General features: G+C 60.0%; 14 protein-coding genes. 2 read left to right on the top strand and 12 right to left on the bottom strand.

What is annotated here, in order from left to right:
* Positions 1-67: 67 nt before the first annotated feature.
* From nqrM to ACESMZ_RS10770, 9 genes are all read right to left on the bottom strand, one after another.
* Positions 68-313: a (Na+)-NQR maturation NqrM gene (gene nqrM / locus ACESMZ_RS10810; protein WP_372956330.1), complete on the bottom strand. Its 246-nt coding sequence runs from the start codon at positions 311-313 to the stop codon at positions 68-70.
* Positions 314-325: 12 nt separating this feature from the next.
* Complete coding sequence (locus ACESMZ_RS10805; RefSeq protein WP_372956329.1) at positions 326-1363, bottom strand: FAD:protein FMN transferase; 1038 nt, start codon at positions 1361-1363, stop codon at positions 326-328.
* A 21-nt stretch (positions 1364-1384) separates the two neighbouring features.
* Positions 1385-2611, bottom strand: coding sequence for an NADH:ubiquinone reductase (Na(+)-transporting) subunit F (nqrF, locus tag ACESMZ_RS10800; protein WP_372956328.1), 1227 nt, complete (start codon positions 2609-2611; stop codon positions 1385-1387).
* Positions 2612-2648: 37 nt separating this feature from the next.
* Positions 2649-3257 carry an NADH:ubiquinone reductase (Na(+)-transporting) subunit E gene (gene nqrE / locus ACESMZ_RS10795; protein ID WP_372956327.1) on the bottom strand — a complete coding sequence of 203 codons (609 nt, stop codon included), beginning with the start codon at positions 3255-3257 and terminating at the stop codon, positions 2649-2651.
* Positions 3257-3922, bottom strand: a complete 666-nt coding sequence (locus ACESMZ_RS10790; protein WP_372956326.1) for an NADH:ubiquinone reductase (Na(+)-transporting) subunit D — start codon at positions 3920-3922, stop codon at positions 3257-3259. Before ACESMZ_RS10790 ends, nqrE begins: the two co-directional genes overlap by 1 nt.
* A 2-nt stretch (positions 3923-3924) precedes the next feature.
* Entirely contained in the window at positions 3925-4728 is an 804-nt protein-coding gene (locus ACESMZ_RS10785; RefSeq protein WP_372956325.1) for a Na(+)-translocating NADH-quinone reductase subunit C, read from the bottom strand.
* Positions 4721-5929 (bottom strand): NADH:ubiquinone reductase (Na(+)-transporting) subunit B, encoded by a 1209-nt coding sequence (locus ACESMZ_RS10780; protein WP_372956324.1) that lies wholly within the window; start codon positions 5927-5929, stop codon positions 4721-4723. Before ACESMZ_RS10780 ends, ACESMZ_RS10785 begins: the two co-directional genes overlap by 8 nt.
* Positions 5930-5932: 3 nt before the next feature.
* Positions 5933-7279 (bottom strand): Na(+)-translocating NADH-quinone reductase subunit A, encoded by a 1347-nt coding sequence (locus tag ACESMZ_RS10775; protein WP_372956323.1) that lies wholly within the window; start codon positions 7277-7279, stop codon positions 5933-5935.
* Between the two features lie 367 nt (positions 7280-7646).
* On the bottom strand, positions 7647-9143 hold the full coding sequence (locus ACESMZ_RS10770) for a glyceraldehyde-3-phosphate dehydrogenase (RefSeq protein ID WP_372956322.1): 1497 nt from the start codon (positions 9141-9143) through the stop codon (positions 7647-7649).
* A gap of 294 nt (positions 9144-9437) precedes the next feature.
* Between ACESMZ_RS10770 and mfd the strand changes: the two genes are divergently transcribed.
* Positions 9438-12941 (top strand): transcription-repair coupling factor, encoded by a 3504-nt coding sequence (gene mfd / locus ACESMZ_RS10765; RefSeq protein ID WP_372956321.1) that lies wholly within the window; start codon positions 9438-9440, stop codon positions 12939-12941.
* A gap of 83 nt (positions 12942-13024) precedes the next feature.
* The gene (locus ACESMZ_RS10760) at positions 13025-13765 is read left to right on the top strand and encodes a CsiV family protein (RefSeq protein ID WP_372956320.1); all 741 of its coding nucleotides are present in this window, start codon (positions 13025-13027) and stop codon (positions 13763-13765) included.
* 85 nt (positions 13766-13850) lie between these two features.
* On the opposite strand, the gene ACESMZ_RS10755 is transcribed toward ACESMZ_RS10760, so the two are convergent.
* The 3 genes from ACESMZ_RS10755 to ACESMZ_RS10745 are packed head-to-tail and all read right to left on the bottom strand — an operon-like array spanning position 13851 to position 16471.
* A complete protein-coding gene (locus ACESMZ_RS10755; protein WP_372956319.1) occupies positions 13851-14642 on the bottom strand; it encodes an S-methyl-5'-thioinosine phosphorylase in 792 nt (263 codons plus the stop codon).
* Positions 14639-15889, bottom strand: a complete 1251-nt coding sequence (locus ACESMZ_RS10750; protein WP_372956474.1) for a mechanosensitive ion channel family protein — start codon at positions 15887-15889, stop codon at positions 14639-14641. The genes ACESMZ_RS10755 and ACESMZ_RS10750 overlap by 4 nt, the downstream gene beginning before the upstream one ends.
* 54 nt (positions 15890-15943) lie before the next feature.
* Positions 15944-16471: a L,D-transpeptidase family protein gene (locus tag ACESMZ_RS10745; protein WP_372956318.1), complete on the bottom strand. Its 528-nt coding sequence runs from the start codon at positions 16469-16471 to the stop codon at positions 15944-15946.
* Positions 16472-16527 lie beyond the last annotated feature (56 nt).

Below are 16527 nucleotides of genomic sequence, written 5' to 3'. Positions count from 1 at the left end.
GAAAAAGGCAGCACTCCGGCAGCCTGGCTGCCGGGAGCGGAAATCCTTTTGTTATCGTAACTGCGCCTCAGGAAGCGCTGCGCTTGCCTGAATCCGTTGCGTCGTAGGCCAGGCTGTTGATGGCCGGGCCTTCATCTTCGCTGTTCTCGCACTTGCTGGTATCACCACCGCAGATCTCGCAGGGGCCGGTTATGCCAGCCGCGCCGAGACCACCGCAGGTGCCGGTAATGGGCTTGCGGCCAAAGATGACCCCGACCGACATGGCCGCCACCAGCAGGCCTACAATCAGCAGCGCCAGTAAAAAGGTACCCATGACTACCTCCAGTTATTCAATCAACCAGGTGGCGAAGGCGGGCGTATGACGGGTTTCAAACCCATCGCCTTCACGCACAATAAAATAGACCGCCAGGTTTTCCTGCAACGCCAGCTTGTAGCCTTCCTCAAAACCCAGCACGGTAAACGCCGTCGCCCAGGCATCAGCGAGCATGGATGACTCGTCGATAACCGTTACCGAAGCCAGGCGGTGATCTACCGGACGCCCGGATAACGGGTCTATGGTATGGGAATATCGCTGACCATTCGATTCGTAATAGTTACGATAGTCCCCCGAGGTTGCCATGGCATTCCGGTCCATGGCGACCACCCGGTTTACCTGACGGCCCTCGGCATCCGGCTGCTCAACCGCCAGTCGCCAGGCAGAACCATCCGGCTTGCGGCCATTGACTCTCACCTCGCCGCCGATCTCCACCAGATACCGGTCAACGCCCTGGCTTTCAAGATAGCGGGCAACCGCGTCGACCCCATAGCCCTTGGCGATACCGGACAGATCCAGGTATTGCGGCTTCTCAGCCCGGATAGCCTGTTGTTCGGCATCCAGCTCCAGGAACCGGAAACCGGTATTTGCCAGCCTGCCCGCCAGAACCTGGTCGTCCGGCACCTTTTCAGGACGCCCCTGGGGACCAAACCCCCACAGATTGACGACCGGACCAATAGTGATATCGAAGGCGCCACCGGAGCGCTCTGAAACCTGCTGCGCCGCCGCCAGCACCTCGAACAGTGCACCGGAAACCGGCGTCCACTGCGACTGGTCCGACTTCTGGTTGAAACGACTGAGTTCGGAATCCTCCCGCCAGGTGGACATACTGGCGTCCACCGACTCAAGGGTTTCAGCGATACCCTGCGACAGATCTTCAAGGGTTTCCCTGTCTTCGGTCAATACGACATTGATATGGTACCGGGTCCCGAAAATTCCCCCGGAGATTTCCCAGACTTTTTCGTCTGGCTCAAACGAACAACCCGCCAGGGCCGCCAGCACCAGCATCACGAGGATACTGGTGCTGACTACCCTGACGGGTCGGGACATGCCGGATGTCATCTGAGTGTCTTAGCCCCCGAAGTCGTCCAGCATGATGTTCTCATCCTCCACACCAAGATCTTTCAGCATCTTGATAACGGAAGCGTTCATGATGGGGGGGCCACACATGTAGTACTCACAGTCTTCCGGAGCCGGGTGGTCCTTCAGATAGTTTTCATACAGTACGTTGTGGATAAACCCGGTGGGGCCGTCCCAGTTGTCTTCCGGCAACGCGTCGGACAGGGCCACATGCCATTCGAAGTTCTCGTTTTCCTCCGCCAGCATGTCGAAGTCTTCAACGTAGAACATCTCGCGAACACTCCGGGCCCCATACCAGAAGCTGATCTTGCGCTTGGAGTTCAGGCGCTTGAGCTGGTCAAAGATATGGGAGCGCATGGGCGCCATACCGGCACCACCACCGATAAACACCATTTCCGCATCGGTCTTCTTGGCAAAGAACTCCCCGAACGGCCCCATGACCGTGACCTTGTCACCCGGCTTCAGGTTGAATACATAGGACGACATGATGCCCGGCGGATGATCAGTGCCTGGAGGCGGGGTGGCGATACGGATGTTGAACTTGAGAACACCCTTCTCTTCCGGGTAGTTGGCCATGGAGTAGGCGCGGATGGTCTCTTCCTTGTTGATGGCCTTGTAGCGCCAGATATCATGCTTGTCCCAGTCTTCGTGGAACTCTTCCTCGATATCGAAGTCCTTGAAGTCGATCTCGTAGGGCGGGCACTCCAGCTGCACGTAACCACCGGCGCGGAAGTCCACTTCCTCGCCTTCCGGCAGTTTCAGCACCAGCTCCTTGATGAAGGTGGCCACGTTGTGATTGGAGACAACCTCACATTCCCACTTCTTCACGCCGAAGAACTCTTCGGGTACCTCGATCTTCATGTCCTGCTTTACAGGAACCTGGCAGGACAGGCGCCAGCCTTCCTTTTCTTCCCGCGGGGTGAAGTGGGTCTTCTCGGTGGGAAGCATAGCGCCACCACCGTCAAATACCTTGCACTTGCACTGGGCGCAGGTACCACCGCCACCACAGGCAGACGACAGGAAAATGCCGTTGTTGGCCAGGGTACCCAGCAGCTTGCCGCCGGCACTGGTCTTTACCGTGTGCTCGGGGTCATCATTGATTTCGATGGTCACATCACCGGTGCTTACCAGCCTGGAGCGGGCTGCGAGGATAATCGCCACCAGCGCCAGTACGATAACGGTGAACATGACCACGCCGAGAATAATTTCAGTATTCATGGTCTCGCCTTTTCGTTAAACCGAATCACCGGGTTGGTTACAGGGAAATACCGGAGAAGGACATGAAGCCCAGTGACATCAGACCAACGGTAATGAAGGTGATGCCAAGGCCACGGAGGCCTTCAGGGACGTCGCTGTACTTCAGCTTCTCACGGATACCCGCCAGTGCAACGATGGCCAGGGCCCAGCCCACGCCGGCGCCAAAGCCGTATACCAGGCTTTCGCCAAAGGTGTAGTCACGCTCCACCATGAACAGCGACGCACCCAGGATGGCGCAGTTCACGGTAATCAGCGGGAGGAACACACCCAGTGCCGCGTACAGGGCCGGAATATACTTGTCCAGCACCATCTCCATAATCTGTACGATGGCGGCAATAACACCGATGTAGGTCAGCAGGCCAAGGAAGCTCAGGTCCACGTTCGCCAGACCCGCCCACTCCAGGGCACCTTCCCGCAGGATGGTGTTATACAGCAGGTTGTTCACAGGCACCGTGACGGTCAGAACCACCACTACGGCGATGCCGAGACCGACAGCGGCCTCGATCTTCTTGGAGATGGCCAGGAAGGTACACATCCCCAGGAAGAAGGCCAGCGCCATGTTCTCGACGAAAATGGCCTTGAGGATCAGACTGATATAGTGCTCCATCAGAAGGCCTCCTTGGCTTTGTGGCGGGACATCTTGAAGTCAGGCTCTTCCACCTGTTCCGGCTTCCAGGCACGCAGGCCCCAGATCGCCAGACCGATGATGAAAAATGCGCTCGGCGGCAGCAGCAGCAGACCGTTGGGCACGTACCAGCCACCCTCGTTCACGGTGGGCAGCAGGGTGAAACCGAACAGTGAGCCGGCGCCGATCAGTTCGCGGAAAAATGCCACGAACAGCAGCATTACCGAATAGCCGAGGCCATTACCGATACCGTCGAGGAAGCTCAGCAGCGGCGGGTTGTTCATCGCAAAACCTTCCGCGCGACCCATTACGATACAGTTGGTAATAATCAACCCAACAAATACCGACAGCTGCTTGGAGATCTCATAGGCATAGGCCTTCAGGATCTGGTCTACCACGATAACCAGCGACGCAATGATCGTCATCTGCACGATGATCCGGATGCTACCAGGAATCTGGGTGCGCACCAGGGACACCGCCAGGTTGGAGAAGCCTGTTACCGCGATAACCGCCATACACATGACGATGGTCACGGACAGGCTGGTGGTTACCGCCAGCGCCGAACAGATCCCGAGGATCTGCAGGGCGATCGGGTTGTTACTGAAAATCGGTTCGAAGAGAACCTGTTTGGCTGAAGCGCCTGCCATGATCAGACCTCCCCTTCACGAAGTTTTTGCAGGAATGGCGCAAAACCGCGATCGCCCATCCAGTAATTTACCAGCTGCTCGACGCCACGACTGGTCAGGGTTGCCCCGGACAGTGCGTCGACCTTGTGTTCCCGGTCACGGGCGTCGGAACTGACACCGCCCTTGACCAGCTGGATCTGCGGCTCTGATGCGTCCTCACCGTACAGCTCCTTGCCTACCCACTGCTGTTTCCAGCGTGGATTGTCCACTTCACCACCCAGGCCGGGGGTTTCCGCGTGGGCGTAGAAACCAAGGCCCTCGATGGTATTCAGGTCTCCCTCGAGAGACACGAAGCCATAGAGCGTGGACCACAGGCCGTAGCCGTGAATCGGCAGCACGACGCGGACCATCTCGTCATCTTCCTGCAGCACATAGATCTTGGCCACATCCGGACGGCGCTTGATACCGGCCTTGTCTTCACTTGACGGGATGTTGGTGGACATGCCCGGGTCTGAAGCCGCCTTGTACATATCGTACTTCATGGGGTCTTCCACGCCTACGGCGGAAGGCTCCACAAACTCACCGGTCTCAAGGTCCACCAGGCGCACGTCGAAACGGGCAAAGCTTTCCTCGATGTCCTCGACAGTCATGCCGGGCTCGAGCATACCGGCGGCCGACAGGATGTTGGTCTTGATATCCAGGTTCTGGTTCTGGATCTGCGCCGGGCGGAGCATGACGGCTGCGGTGGACACCACCACCGAGAACACAATGCTCAGCACCAGCGCCACCATCAGGGTTCTGGAGACAGTATCTTTAGCTTTAGCCACGGGCAAGCCTCCGTTTGATGTTGGCCTGAACCACGTAGTGATCCATCAGCGGTGCGAACAGGTTGGCGAACAGGATCGCCAGCATGATGCCTTCCGGGAATGCCGGGTTGACCACACGGATCAGTACCGTCATGACACCCACCAGGATGCCGAAGCACCAGCGGCCGGTGTTGGTCATGGCCGCGGAAACCGGGTCTGTAGCCATGAACATCATACCGAAGGCAAAGCCACCCATTACCAGATGCCAGTGGGGACCAACAGCGAAGAACGGATTGGTTTCGGAGCCAATGACATTGAACAGCAGGGAGGTGGCAATCATGCCGACCATGACACCGCCGACAATCCGCCAGGAGGCGATCTTCATGATCAGCAGCGCAATACCGCCGATCAGTACCGCCAGGGTGGAGGTCTCACCCATGGAACCCTGGATGGTACCCATGAAGGCGCTCATCCAGCCGATGTTCTGCTCCAGCGCTTCCAGGCCACCGGACGCTGCCCAGCTCAGGGCAGTCGCGCCGGAGAACCCGTCCACTGCGGTCCACACGGTGTCACCGGAGATCTGTGCCGGGTAGGCAAAGTACAGGAACGCGCGGCCGGTCAGTGCCGGGTTCAGGAAGTTCTTGCCGGTTCCGCCGAACACTTCCTTGCCGATAACGACACCGAAGGTGATACCCAGCGCCACCTGCCACAGGGGAATGGTGGGCGGACAGATCAGGGCGAACAGGATGGAGGTCACGAAGAAGCCTTCGTTCACCTCGTGGCGACGTACCGTGGCAAACAGCACTTCCCAGAAACCACCCACAACGAAGGTGACGAAGTAGATGGGAATGAAATAGGCCATGCCGTACACAAAGTTGTCCCACACCCCGGCGCCGGCGCCGGTAGCGGCAAGCGCCTGGATAAAGGCGGTACGGAGACCACCATCGCCAACCAGGGCATCCGGATTGTCGGCCAGGAAGCTGTTGGCCTGGAAACCGATATTCCACATTCCGAAGAACATGGCGGGGAAGGTACACAGCCACACGGTGATCATGATGCGCTTGAGATCAACGCCGTCACGTACGTGGGATGTGGTGGAGGTTACGCTGTTGGGCGTATAGAAGATGGTGTCAACCGCTTCGTACAGGGCGTACCAGCGCTCGTACTTGCCACCTTTTTCAAAATGATGCTCGATGCCATCGAGAAACTGTCGGATTGCCATCGGTTAGCCCTCGATCTCGATTCGGGTCAGGTTCTCACGGAGAATCGGACCGTATTCGTATTTACCCGGACACACAAAGGTACACAGGGCCAGGTCTTCTTCATCCAGTTCCAGCGCACCCAGTTTCTGTGCCATTTCGGTATCCCCCACAATCAGCGTACGCAGCAGCTGTGTCGGCAGGATATCCAGTGGCATCACCTGCTCATAGGCACCCACAGGCACCATGGCCCGCTCACTGCCATTGGTGGTAGTGGTGAAGTCGAACTTCTTCCTGCCCGTCAGCTTTGACAGGTAGATGTTCAATACCGAGAACTTGTTGGCACCAGGCGACAACCAGCCCATGAAATCACGCTTGTAGCCTTCCTCGAGCACCGAAACCTGGTTATCAAAACGCCCCAGGTAGGCGCAGGGGCCAACGCCACGACGGCCACCGAACACAGAACCGGAGACCGGACGGATGTCGCAGTCAGTAGCGGTTTCATCCTTCAGCAGCTCATCCAGGCTGGCGCCCATGCGGGTACGCACCAGGCGGGGATTGGTTGCCTTTGGTCCGCCGATAGCCACGACCCGGTCCACCGGCAGTTCACCGGTTTCAAACAGCCTGGCAATCGCAATGACGTCCTGGTAACCGATGGTCCAGACCGTCTTGCCCAGGGATACCGGGTCCAGGTAGTGGATATGGGTGCCCACGTTACCCGCCGGATGCACCCCATCGAACTGCTCCACCTGAACCGCATCGGATTTTGGCACTGGCACGTCGGAACCCGGCTTGCCGGTGACAAAAACCTTGCCCTCGGTAAGCCTGGTGAGGATCTGCAACCCCTTCTCGAAGGCGGCCGCCTGTTCCCTGATGATAACAACCGGATCCGCTGCCAGCGGGTTGGTGTCCATCACGGAGACAAAAATGGAATGGGGCGTGCTGTCGATAGCGGGAACCTTGCTGAAAGGCCGGGTGCGGAATGCTGTCCACAGGCCGGACTCCAGCAGGTTGTCCACCACCTGCTGGCGCTCCAGGGAAGCCAGGTCACCTTCGCCGTAGCGGGCAAAGGTTTCTGCCTCGTCACCGTCGATCTCGATGACAATGGACTGGAACACCCGCCGCTCACCGCGGTTGATTTCCTTTACAACACCGGCTGCCGGTGAGGTATAGCGAACGCCTTCGGTCTTCTTGTCCGTAAACAGCAGCGACCCGCGCTTGACGCGGTCTCCCTCTTTGACTTCCATCGTCGGCTTCATGCCGTTGTAATCAAAACCGATCAGCGCGACGTGGCGTACCGGCTTTCCTTCTGAGATGGTCTGGTCAGGAGCGCCGCTGATGGGAAGATCCAGGCCTTTTTTGATGTTGATCATTAGCCTCGTCCAATCATCAGGAACTGGTTAAAAGGAATTGTCACGCCTGACCCTGCGGCCCTGTTCCCCGACGTTTCAAGCGGTGCTTGTACAGCCCGAATGATGGCTGACCGTGCCCGGCATTGCACACGGTGTACGGTCAGTGTTCAGGAAAGCGATGAGAAGCGGGTGCCAGACGTACCCAAAATCGCGCCAATTATAGAGATTAAGACAACCTATTTCTACCGGTAACCTGAACAGGTTATGGGATCTGCCCCCTATCATCGGAGGTACCACCTCGGCAGGCCGCCCAGTGGACGCCCGGCCACGGGGCAAGAAAAAACCCCGGGAGCCGTCAGGCCGCCGGGGTTTTCGTTTTCCAGGAGAATCAGTCAGCCAGGGCCTGGGCCCACTCCCGGGAACGCTTCGGGAAGATCGGGTAGGTGATACCGGCCATCTGATTAACGCAACGGATCACCTGGGCACTGTAGCCGAACTCGTTGTCGTACCACACGTAGAGGATCAGTCGCTTGCCGTTGGCGATGGTAGCCTGGGCATCCACCACGCCGGCGTGGCGGGAACCCACGAAGTCGGTGGAAACCACTTCCGGCGAGTTGACGAAGTCGATCTGCTTCTGCAGCTCTGAGTGCAGGGCCATTTCCCGCAGGTACTCGTTGGCGCTCTCAACGGTTACATCCTTGTCGAGATTCAGGTTGAGAATGGCCATGGACACGTTGGGGGTCGGCACCCGGATAGCATTGCCGCTGAGTTTGCCTTTCAGTTGCGGCAGAGCCTTGGCTACCGCCTTGGCGGCACCCGTCTCCGTGATAACCATATTCAGCGGGGCACTGCGACCACGACGGCTACCCTTGTGGTAGTTGTCGATCAGGTTCTGGTCGTTGGTGTAGGAGTGCACGGTTTCCACGTGGCCATCGACGATGGTGAATTCGTCGTGAATGGCCTTGAGTACCGGCGTGATGGCATTGGTGGTACAGGAAGCTGCGGACAGGATCCGGTCGTCATCGGTAATGGTATCGTTGTTGATGCCATAAACGATGTTCTTGATATCGCCCTTACCCGGAGCCGTCAGGATTACCCGGCTGGCGCCTTTCGACTTCAGGTGCAGGCCCAGACCCTCTTCGTCCCGCCACTTGCCGGTGTTATCGATAATGATGGCGTTGTTGATGCCGTATTCGGTGTAGTCCACCTTGTCCGGGCCATCGGAGTAGATCACCTTGATAAAGTTACCATTGGCAACCAGCGCAGAGTTCTCTTCGTCCACGGTGATGGTGCCATTAAACGGCCCGTGCACGGAATCGCGACGCAGGAGGCTGGCGCGCTTCTCGAGGTCGTTGTCGGCACCACCCTGGCGGACCACGATCGCCCGCAGGCGCAGGTTGTTACCGCCACCGGCCTTTTCGATCAGGATACGGGCCAGCAGGCGACCGATACGACCAAAACCGTAGAGCACGACGTCTTTGGTTTCCTCGACGGCGTTTTTCTCGGATTCGGCACGGTACTGACCGACAACCGGGCCGATCTCCTCCCGCAGGAAGTCTTCCAGGGAGCGGCCATTGCCTTCAGACTTGTACTTGACCGCCAGCTTGCCGATATCCACGTGAGCCTGGCCCAGCTCCAGCTTGTCCATGGCCTCCAGCATCGGCAGGGTGTCGTGCACAGACAGCTCGCTGTCTTCCACCTGCCGCACAAAGCGATGGGCACGAATGATGCCGATCACTGACTGGTTAATGATGGCACGGCCATAGACCGACGTAACCACGTTGTTCTTGCGGTACAGACGGCCGATAAGGGGGATCATCGCTTCTGCGGTGGACTCCCGCTCGGTCCAGTTGGACAGGTGCTGGTTGATCTGTTCGTGACTCACGCTTGAACCTCTGCAAGTTGGCACTCGAAAAAATGGGTGCGTATTATCCAATTTAAATTCCGTGATCGCAAACCACGACCGCCCTTCCCTGCCGCTGTCTCGCTCCCTGACCATAACGGCAGGATCTTTAATGACAGGCTATCCGCGCCGGGCTGTCATGACAGTTCAGGCTGTCACCGCTAGAATACCCCCCTTTCCGGAACGGTCGCCAGCCGAAACCCGGGCTGAGGGCTTACCGTCCGTTCATGATCCGACCATCAACCACCAGGCCAACGCCAGGAGCTGATCACCCTGATGAAACCGGGCACTCCCCATACCCCCATTGCCGACTTTGTTCCCGCCGCCCCCACCCGGGCTGCGGACCACCGGATCTGGGACCGCCTGCACGGCAGCGCTGACGCCCTCGCCATCAGTGAAACGGCCCGCGCCACCGGCGGCCTGACCCTGGTGATCACCCGCAGTACCGACGAAGCCATCCGGCTGGAGCAGGCAGTGCGCTTTTACCTGGACCTGCCTCCGGATGAAGAGGTCACGTCCGTTACCGATGACGGCCTGGAACTGTTGTCACTACCCGACTGGGAGACCCTCCCCTACGACCTGTTCTCTCCCCACCAGGACATCGTATCGAGGCGCATCCGTACGCTGCACCGCCTGCCGCAAACCCGGCACGCCATATTGATCGTACCGGCACGCACCCTGATGCACCGGCTGCCGCCCGTCTCATACCTGCAGGGGAACACCCTGCTGCTGGAGGAGAGCCAGAAGCTGGATCCGGCCCAGTGGCGACTTCAGCTTGAGGCGGCCGGCTATCGTCATACGGAAAACGTCTACGAACACGGGGAATACGCCGTGCGCGGGGCCATCGTCGACATTTTTCCCATGGGGGCGACCCAGCCCTATCGCATCGACCTGTTCGACGACGAAATCGAGACCCTGCGCACCTTCGATCCGGAAACCCAGCGCTCGATGGAGCGTATTGACCGGGTGGAGCTGCTGCCGGCCTTCGAGTTTCCCTGGAGCAAGGACGCCCGCTCGGGCTTCCGCAACCGCTGGTTCGAATACTTCCCCAACGCCGATCGCAATGCGCCGGTTTACCAGGACGTCACCCAGGGCATCACACCGGCCGGTATCGAGTACTACCTGCCTCTTTTCTATGATGAAACCGCAACCCTGTTCGACTACCTGCCCGGCGAAACCCTGGTGTTCACCGCAGACGGACTGGACGAAGCCGTGGACCTGTTCCAGCAGGACACCGCCAACCGCTACGAGGAACGGCGCCACGATCGCATGCGCCCCATCGTGCCGCCGGCCGAACTGTTCCTGAAAACCGATGAGCTCTTCGGCCTGTTGCGCCAGCGCCCCCGGGTCACCCTGGTACACGGCGAAACCACGCGCTCCGGCCAGGGCATCACCTCGCTGCACTCCGAGCCGCTGCCGGACGTTGCCATGGACGGCCGTGCCAGCGACCCCGCCGCTCGTCTGCGTCAGTTCATCGGCGAGTTCGATGGGCGGGTGCTGATCTGTGCCGAGTCCTCCGGGCGTCGCGAGGCCCTGCGGGAAAACCTGGCCGAGAACCGCCTCAAGGTTGAGAGCGTGGACGACTGGCAGGGGTTTCTGACGTCCGACGTAACCCTGGGCATAACCGTCGCACCCCTGGAGCCGGGCCTGTTGCTGCCCCGGGAAGGCCTGGCTCTGATCACCGAAACCCTGCTGTTTGGCGAGCGGGTACTGCAGCGCCGTCGCCGGGAGAAACCCACGGAAGTGGACGACGCCGGCTACCGCGACCTGTCGGAACTGCGGGTCGGGGCTCCTGTGGTACACATTGACCATGGCGTAGGCCGTTATCAGGGACTGGAAACCATCACCGTGGATGGCGATGCCACGGAATTCCTGACCCTGGAATACGCCGGCGGCTCCAAACTCTATGTACCGGTTTCCAGTCTGCACCTGATCTCCCGCTATTCCGGCTCGGATACCGAGCACGCGCCCCTGCACAAGCTGGGCACGGACCGCTGGAGCAATGCCAAGCAGAAGGCCATGGAGAAGATCCGCGATACCGCCGCGGAACTACTGGACGTGTATGCCCGCCGGGAAGCTCGCCAGGGCTTCCAGTTCAGTGACCCGGAGGACGCCTACCGGCACTTTGCCGCCGGTTTCCCGTTCGAGGAAACCCCGGACCAGCAGGCAGCGATTGAGCGGGTGATCGAGGACATGACCGGTGAGCGTCCCATGGACCGGCTGGTGTGTGGCGACGTGGGCTTCGGCAAGACCGAGGTCGCCATGCGCGCCGCTTTTATTGCCACCTGGTCCGGCAAACAGGTGGCGGTGCTGGTGCCTACCACCCTGCTGGCCCAGCAGCACTATGAATCCTTCCGGGACCGTTTCTCTGATACCCCGGTCACCGTGGAACTGCTGTCCCGCTTCCGCAGTACGGGCGAGACCCGCAAGGCCATCGAGCGCATCGAAGAGGGCAAGGCGGATATCGTCATCGGCACCCACAAGTTGCTGCAGGGCGATATCCGCTTCAGCAACCTCGGCCTGGTGATCATCGACGAGGAGCACCGTTTCGGTGTTGGCCAGAAGGAAAAGTTCAAGGCCCTGCGGGCCGAAGTGGACATGCTCACACTGACCGCCACCCCCATACCGCGTACCCTGAACATGGCCATGGGCCACCTGCGGGACCTGTCCATCATCGCCACCCCTCCGGCCCGCCGACTGTCGGTAAAAACCTTCGTGCGGCAGAAAGACAGCGCCATGGTCAAGGAGGCCATCCTGCGGGAAATCCTGCGGGGCGGTCAGGTGTATTTCCTGCATAATGATGTGGCCACCATCCAGAAAGCCGCTGAAGATCTACGCACCCTTATTCCCGAGGCCCGGGTCGGCGTGGCCCACGGACAGATGCGGGAGCGGGAGCTGGAACAGATCATGTCGGACTTCTACCACAAGCGCTTCAATGTGCTGGTGTGTACCACCATCATCGAGACCGGCATCGACATTCCCAGCGCCAATACCATCATTATCGAGCGGGCGGACAAGTTCGGCCTGGCCCAGCTTCACCAGTTGCGGGGCCGTGTCGGCCGCTCCCACCACCAGGCCTACGCCTACCTGCTGACTCCGCCCCCCAAGGCCATGACCGCGGATGCCCGTAAACGGCTGGATGCCATTTCCGAGGCCCAGGACCTGGGCGCCGGCTTTATGCTCGCCACCCACGACCTGGAAATCCGCGGCGCCGGCGAACTGCTGGGGGACGAACAGAGCGGTCAGATTGAAAGCATCGGCTTCACGCTCTACATGCAGTTGCTGGATGAGGCCGTGCAGGCGATCCGCGAAGGCCGCACCCCCAATGCCGACCTGCCCCTGAGCCACGGCACGGAAATGAACCTGCGCATTCCTGCGCTGATTCCGGATGACTACCTGCCGGATGTGCACAACCGCCTCATGCTTTACAAGCGCATCGCCAGCGTGAAAACCGAGGACGAGCTCAAGGAGCTGCAGGTGGAAATGATCGACCGGTTCGGCCTGTTGCCCCAGCCCGCGAAAAACCTCATTCGCCAGAGCAGCCTGCGCATCCGCGCAGAGGCCCTCGGCGTGGTCAAGGTGGACGCTGGCCGGGAATGGCTGAAGCTGGAGTTCGGCAACGCCACCACCGTTGACCCCCTCAGGCTGGTACAGAAGGTGCAGCAGGCTCCGGACCAGTACCGACTGGAGGGGGCGAATACCTTCAGTGTTCGGCTGAAAGACGACACAACCGATGGTAAACTCGACGCCATCTCGGCGGCATTGGCGGAACTGGTGTAGTGCATCGCCCCGGGAGGATAAGGAGATGGCCGGCCACCACGTACCTGGCCATCAATTCCGACGATTGGATCAGGAGACACCCCTTGTACAAACCGGCCCTTACGTTCGCCAGCCGAGTGCTTGCCACCCTGGCCCTGCTGACGGTTCTGTCTGCCGCTGCCCAGGCCCAGGACCGTTACCGCGCCGAAATCGTCGTGCTGGAAAGACTGGCCGACCCGCTTATTCAGGAGAATATGGCCGGAAAGATGCCGGGACGGGCAGAAAGCAGCAAACGCCTCTGGGTGGTCGACAGTGCCGGTAACCGCGCCTCAGACCTGGATACCACATCCAACCTGACGCTCAACAACGCCGCCGCCAGACTCGAGAGCAGTGGCAAATACCGGGTGCTGATGAAGACTGGCTGGATCGAGAGCTTCCCCAACAATTATAACGGCGAGCCGCTGACCATTGAGCTTGGTGATTTCCTGGAGGCGGCCGGGCACCGGTCCATTGAAGGTACCATCGAGATCAACCGTCGCCGCTACCTGCTGGTCACTGTGGCACTGAACCACTGGCGCGAGGCCACCGGGGACAACAGGGTGGAGACGATCGAAGACAGCGGTGACGGGGATACCCGCAACGGTGGGGACCAGGACCCGGGCAGCGCGCCAGTAACAGCCGACGAGAACGACACGGCAGCGATCAGCCCTTCCGTGCAGTCCGCGGCTGCGGACAAGGAACTGGTGACATGGATCCGTGAAACCCGGCGCATGCGCAGCAAGGAAATCCATTTCGTGGACTCCCCCACCATTGGTGTGCTGATCTACTTCCGTCCGGTTGACTGACCCCGGGATACAAAGCCGACGCCCGATCCATGTCCGGGCCCGGCTCCCTTAACCCTTCAGGACGGGCCCGGTTGCAACGGACCGGCTATGGCGTTTTCAGGACCGGAATGACCTCTTCAAGGATGGCCTTCACGCTGCTCATGCCCTCGGCGAGGGCCTGGGCGATTTCGTCCATGGTAATGATGTGATCCGACTTGCCTGCCGCCCAGTTCACCGACAGGGCCAGGCAGGCATAGGGTAGCCCCAGCTCAGCCGCCAGCGCCGCTTCCGGCATACCGGTCATGCCCACCAGGTCGCAGCCATCCCGTTCCAGCCGGGTGACTTCTGCAGCGCTCTCCAGCCGAGGTCCCTGGGTTGCGCCATAAACCCCATGGTCCACCGCCACGACCTGGCGCCGTGACGCCGCCGCCAGCAATGCCTGGCGTAGGGTTTCGTCGTAGGGAAAGGTAAAGTCGATATGGGTAACGCCCTCCAGCATGGCGCCTCCCACCTGCTCAAAATACGTATGACCCCGCCCCCAGGTGTAATCAATAATCTGGTGGGGGATGGCAATCCGCGCCGGTCCCATGGCCGGGGTAATACCGCCCACGGCGTTCACCCCGATAACCCGCGCCGCTCCCGCCTCACGCAGGGCCCAGAGGTTCGCCCGGTAATTCACCTGATGGGGAGGAATACGATGGGGGTGACCATGGCGGGCCAGGAACAGCACCGGGTGTCCACGGAAATCTCCCCGCACTACCGGACCTGACGGAGCTCCCCAGGGCGTATCAATAACCTGCTCATCAACGACAGTCAGGCCTTCGAGCTCAGTCAGGCCGGTACCGCCGATAATGGCCGTCTCGCCCGCCGCGCGTGTCGTTTCAGCGGTTATGGTCATGATTCGCCCTCATCACCATGGGTGGTCTCCTGGCCCGGACCAGAGGGCTCCCGCACGGGTCCCCGGTCAGCTGCCCTGCCTTTGTTGTCACGCTGCCGGCGCCCTTGATGGCGATCGTCATCGCGCCCGCCGTCGTCAGCTGCCGCTTCAGGGTCATCGCCTCCCCGGCGCTCCTCCCGGTCAATGCGGACGGTCTCCGCCACATGCAGTGTGCGCGTGGGGAAGGCCACCTCGGCACCATAGGACTCGATAATGTCACTGATTTTCAGCAATACGTCCTGCTTGACCTCATGATACTTCACCCACTGGGTCGTCCGGGTAAAGGTGTAAATCATGATATCCAGCGACGAACTGTTAAAGCTGAGGAAGTTGACGATCAGCGTCTGGTTGGTGTCGATTTCCTCGTGATTCTCCAGCATCTGCCGGATGTCCGCGACAATATCGGACATTTCCTTCACGTCGGCATAGCGGATGCCAATCGTTTCGTAGATACGGCGATTCTGCATCCGCGAAGGATTCTCCACCGCAATCTGGGTAAACACCGCATTGGGAACGTACAGGGGACGCTTGTCGAAGGTACGGATAGTGGTCAGACGCCAGCCGATGACCTCCACCGTACCCTCAATTTCCCGGTCCGGCGAGCGGATCCAGTCACCCACCTTGAACGGCCGGTCCAGGTGGATGATAAAACCGCCGAAAAAGTTGGCCAGCAGATCCTTGGCGGCGAAGCCCACCGCAATACCACCCACGCCACCAAAGGCCAGCACACCGGAAATACTGTAGCCCAGTGACTGCATGACCGTGAGCAGCGCCGTGATCGCCACCACGGCCCGCAACAGCTTGCTGATGGCATTGACCGTGGTGTAATCCATCGGCCGCTTCATCTTGACGGGAGAAGCCAGGATCTCTTCCGCCTGCTTGATCACCCCGAACAGGGTCCATACGATGATAAAAACGAAGCCCAGCTCGAGCAGCTTGTCGTTGGCGGAAAAAATCTCGGCTTCGGAGAACTTGTGGGCCACCTCGGCCGCCCAATAGACACCCTGCAGCCAGACAAAGCCGATCATGGGCCTTCGCAGGGCGTGCAGGACGGCATCGTCCCAGAGGTTACTGGAACGCTCGAATCGTCGCTCCAGCATCAGAATGATACGGCTGATCAGAAACGCCAGGGTTGCCGTGGCAAACACCAGGCCGAATACCACAATAGCGACTCGCCAGCTCTGGGACAGCAGGTTCCAGCTGTCCATCCAGCTGGTCAGCAGCTCCGGGGTTTCCTCCACAGAGATCTCCTCTTACGATTCTTAATACAAAGCGGTGGCATCAGGCTCGATAGTCACCGGTGTACCTGCCGACAGCCGGTCGAACAAGTCGATCACATCCCGGTTTCGCATGCGGATGCAGCCATGGGATCGGGGCTCCCCCATGGGCTCGCTGTCCGGGGTGCCGTGAATGTATATGAAACGGCGGAAGCTATCGACACCGGGGCCACGGTTAATTCCCTTTTCAAGGCCACACAGCCAGATGATGCGGGTGAGGATCCAGTCCCGTTGCGGCTGCTCCCGGGACATGGCGGGGGTCCATAGCTCACCGGTGGGGCGACGGGCAACAAATACAGTACCCTGGGGCGCTCCCCTGCCAACCAGGGCGCGGACATAGTGACGGCCCCGTGGTGTGCAACCGGAGTCCTGGGCTTCACCGGGACCATTGCTCGCCGTGGAGACCGGCCAGCTCAGATGCTCACCTTGCGGACCGAACCAGTCCAGCCTCTGGTCACTGAGACTGATGATCACCTGCGGCTCCCCGAAGCGGGAAGAACGTTGAAAGGTCAAGCCGGTGCTCCTGCCAGAAAGAAATCGAGGAGCAAAGGCTAGCGAACCCGGCGAAG

This window comes from Marinobacter sp. (assembly GCF_041690615.1).
Taxonomy (GTDB): domain Bacteria; phylum Pseudomonadota; class Gammaproteobacteria; order Pseudomonadales; family Oleiphilaceae; genus Marinobacter.
Note: the sequence above shows the minus strand (reverse complement) of the source record. Positions and strands in the feature narration are given on the sequence as shown.

Coding starts and splice junctions, on each gene's coding strand:
- ACESMZ_RS10805 (WP_372956329.1), bottom strand. CDS start 1,363: ATGTCCCGACCCGTCAGGGTAGTCAGCACCAGTATCCTCGTGATGCTG.
- nqrF (WP_372956328.1), bottom strand. CDS start 2,611: ATGAATACTGAAATTATTCTCGGCGTGGTCATGTTCACCGTTATCGTA.
- nqrE (WP_372956327.1), bottom strand. CDS start 3,257: ATGGAGCACTATATCAGTCTGATCCTCAAGGCCATTTTCGTCGAGAAC.
- ACESMZ_RS10775 (WP_372956323.1), bottom strand. CDS start 7,279: ATGATCAACATCAAAAAAGGCCTGGATCTTCCCATCAGCGGCGCTCCT.
- ACESMZ_RS10790 (WP_372956326.1), bottom strand. CDS start 3,922: ATGGCAGGCGCTTCAGCCAAACAGGTTCTCTTCGAACCGATTTTCAGT.
- ACESMZ_RS10755 (WP_372956319.1), bottom strand. CDS start 14,642: ATGACCATAACCGCTGAAACGACACGCGCGGCGGGCGAGACGGCCATT.
- mfd (WP_372956321.1), top strand. CDS start 9,438: ATGAAACCGGGCACTCCCCATACCCCCATTGCCGACTTTGTTCCCGCC.
- nqrM (WP_372956330.1), bottom strand. CDS start 313: ATGGGTACCTTTTTACTGGCGCTGCTGATTGTAGGCCTGCTGGTGGCG.
- ACESMZ_RS10750 (WP_372956474.1), bottom strand. CDS start 15,889: ATGGACAGCTGGAACCTGCTGTCCCAGAGCTGGCGAGTCGCTATTGTG.
- ACESMZ_RS10780 (WP_372956324.1), bottom strand. CDS start 5,929: ATGGCAATCCGACAGTTTCTCGATGGCATCGAGCATCATTTTGAAAAA.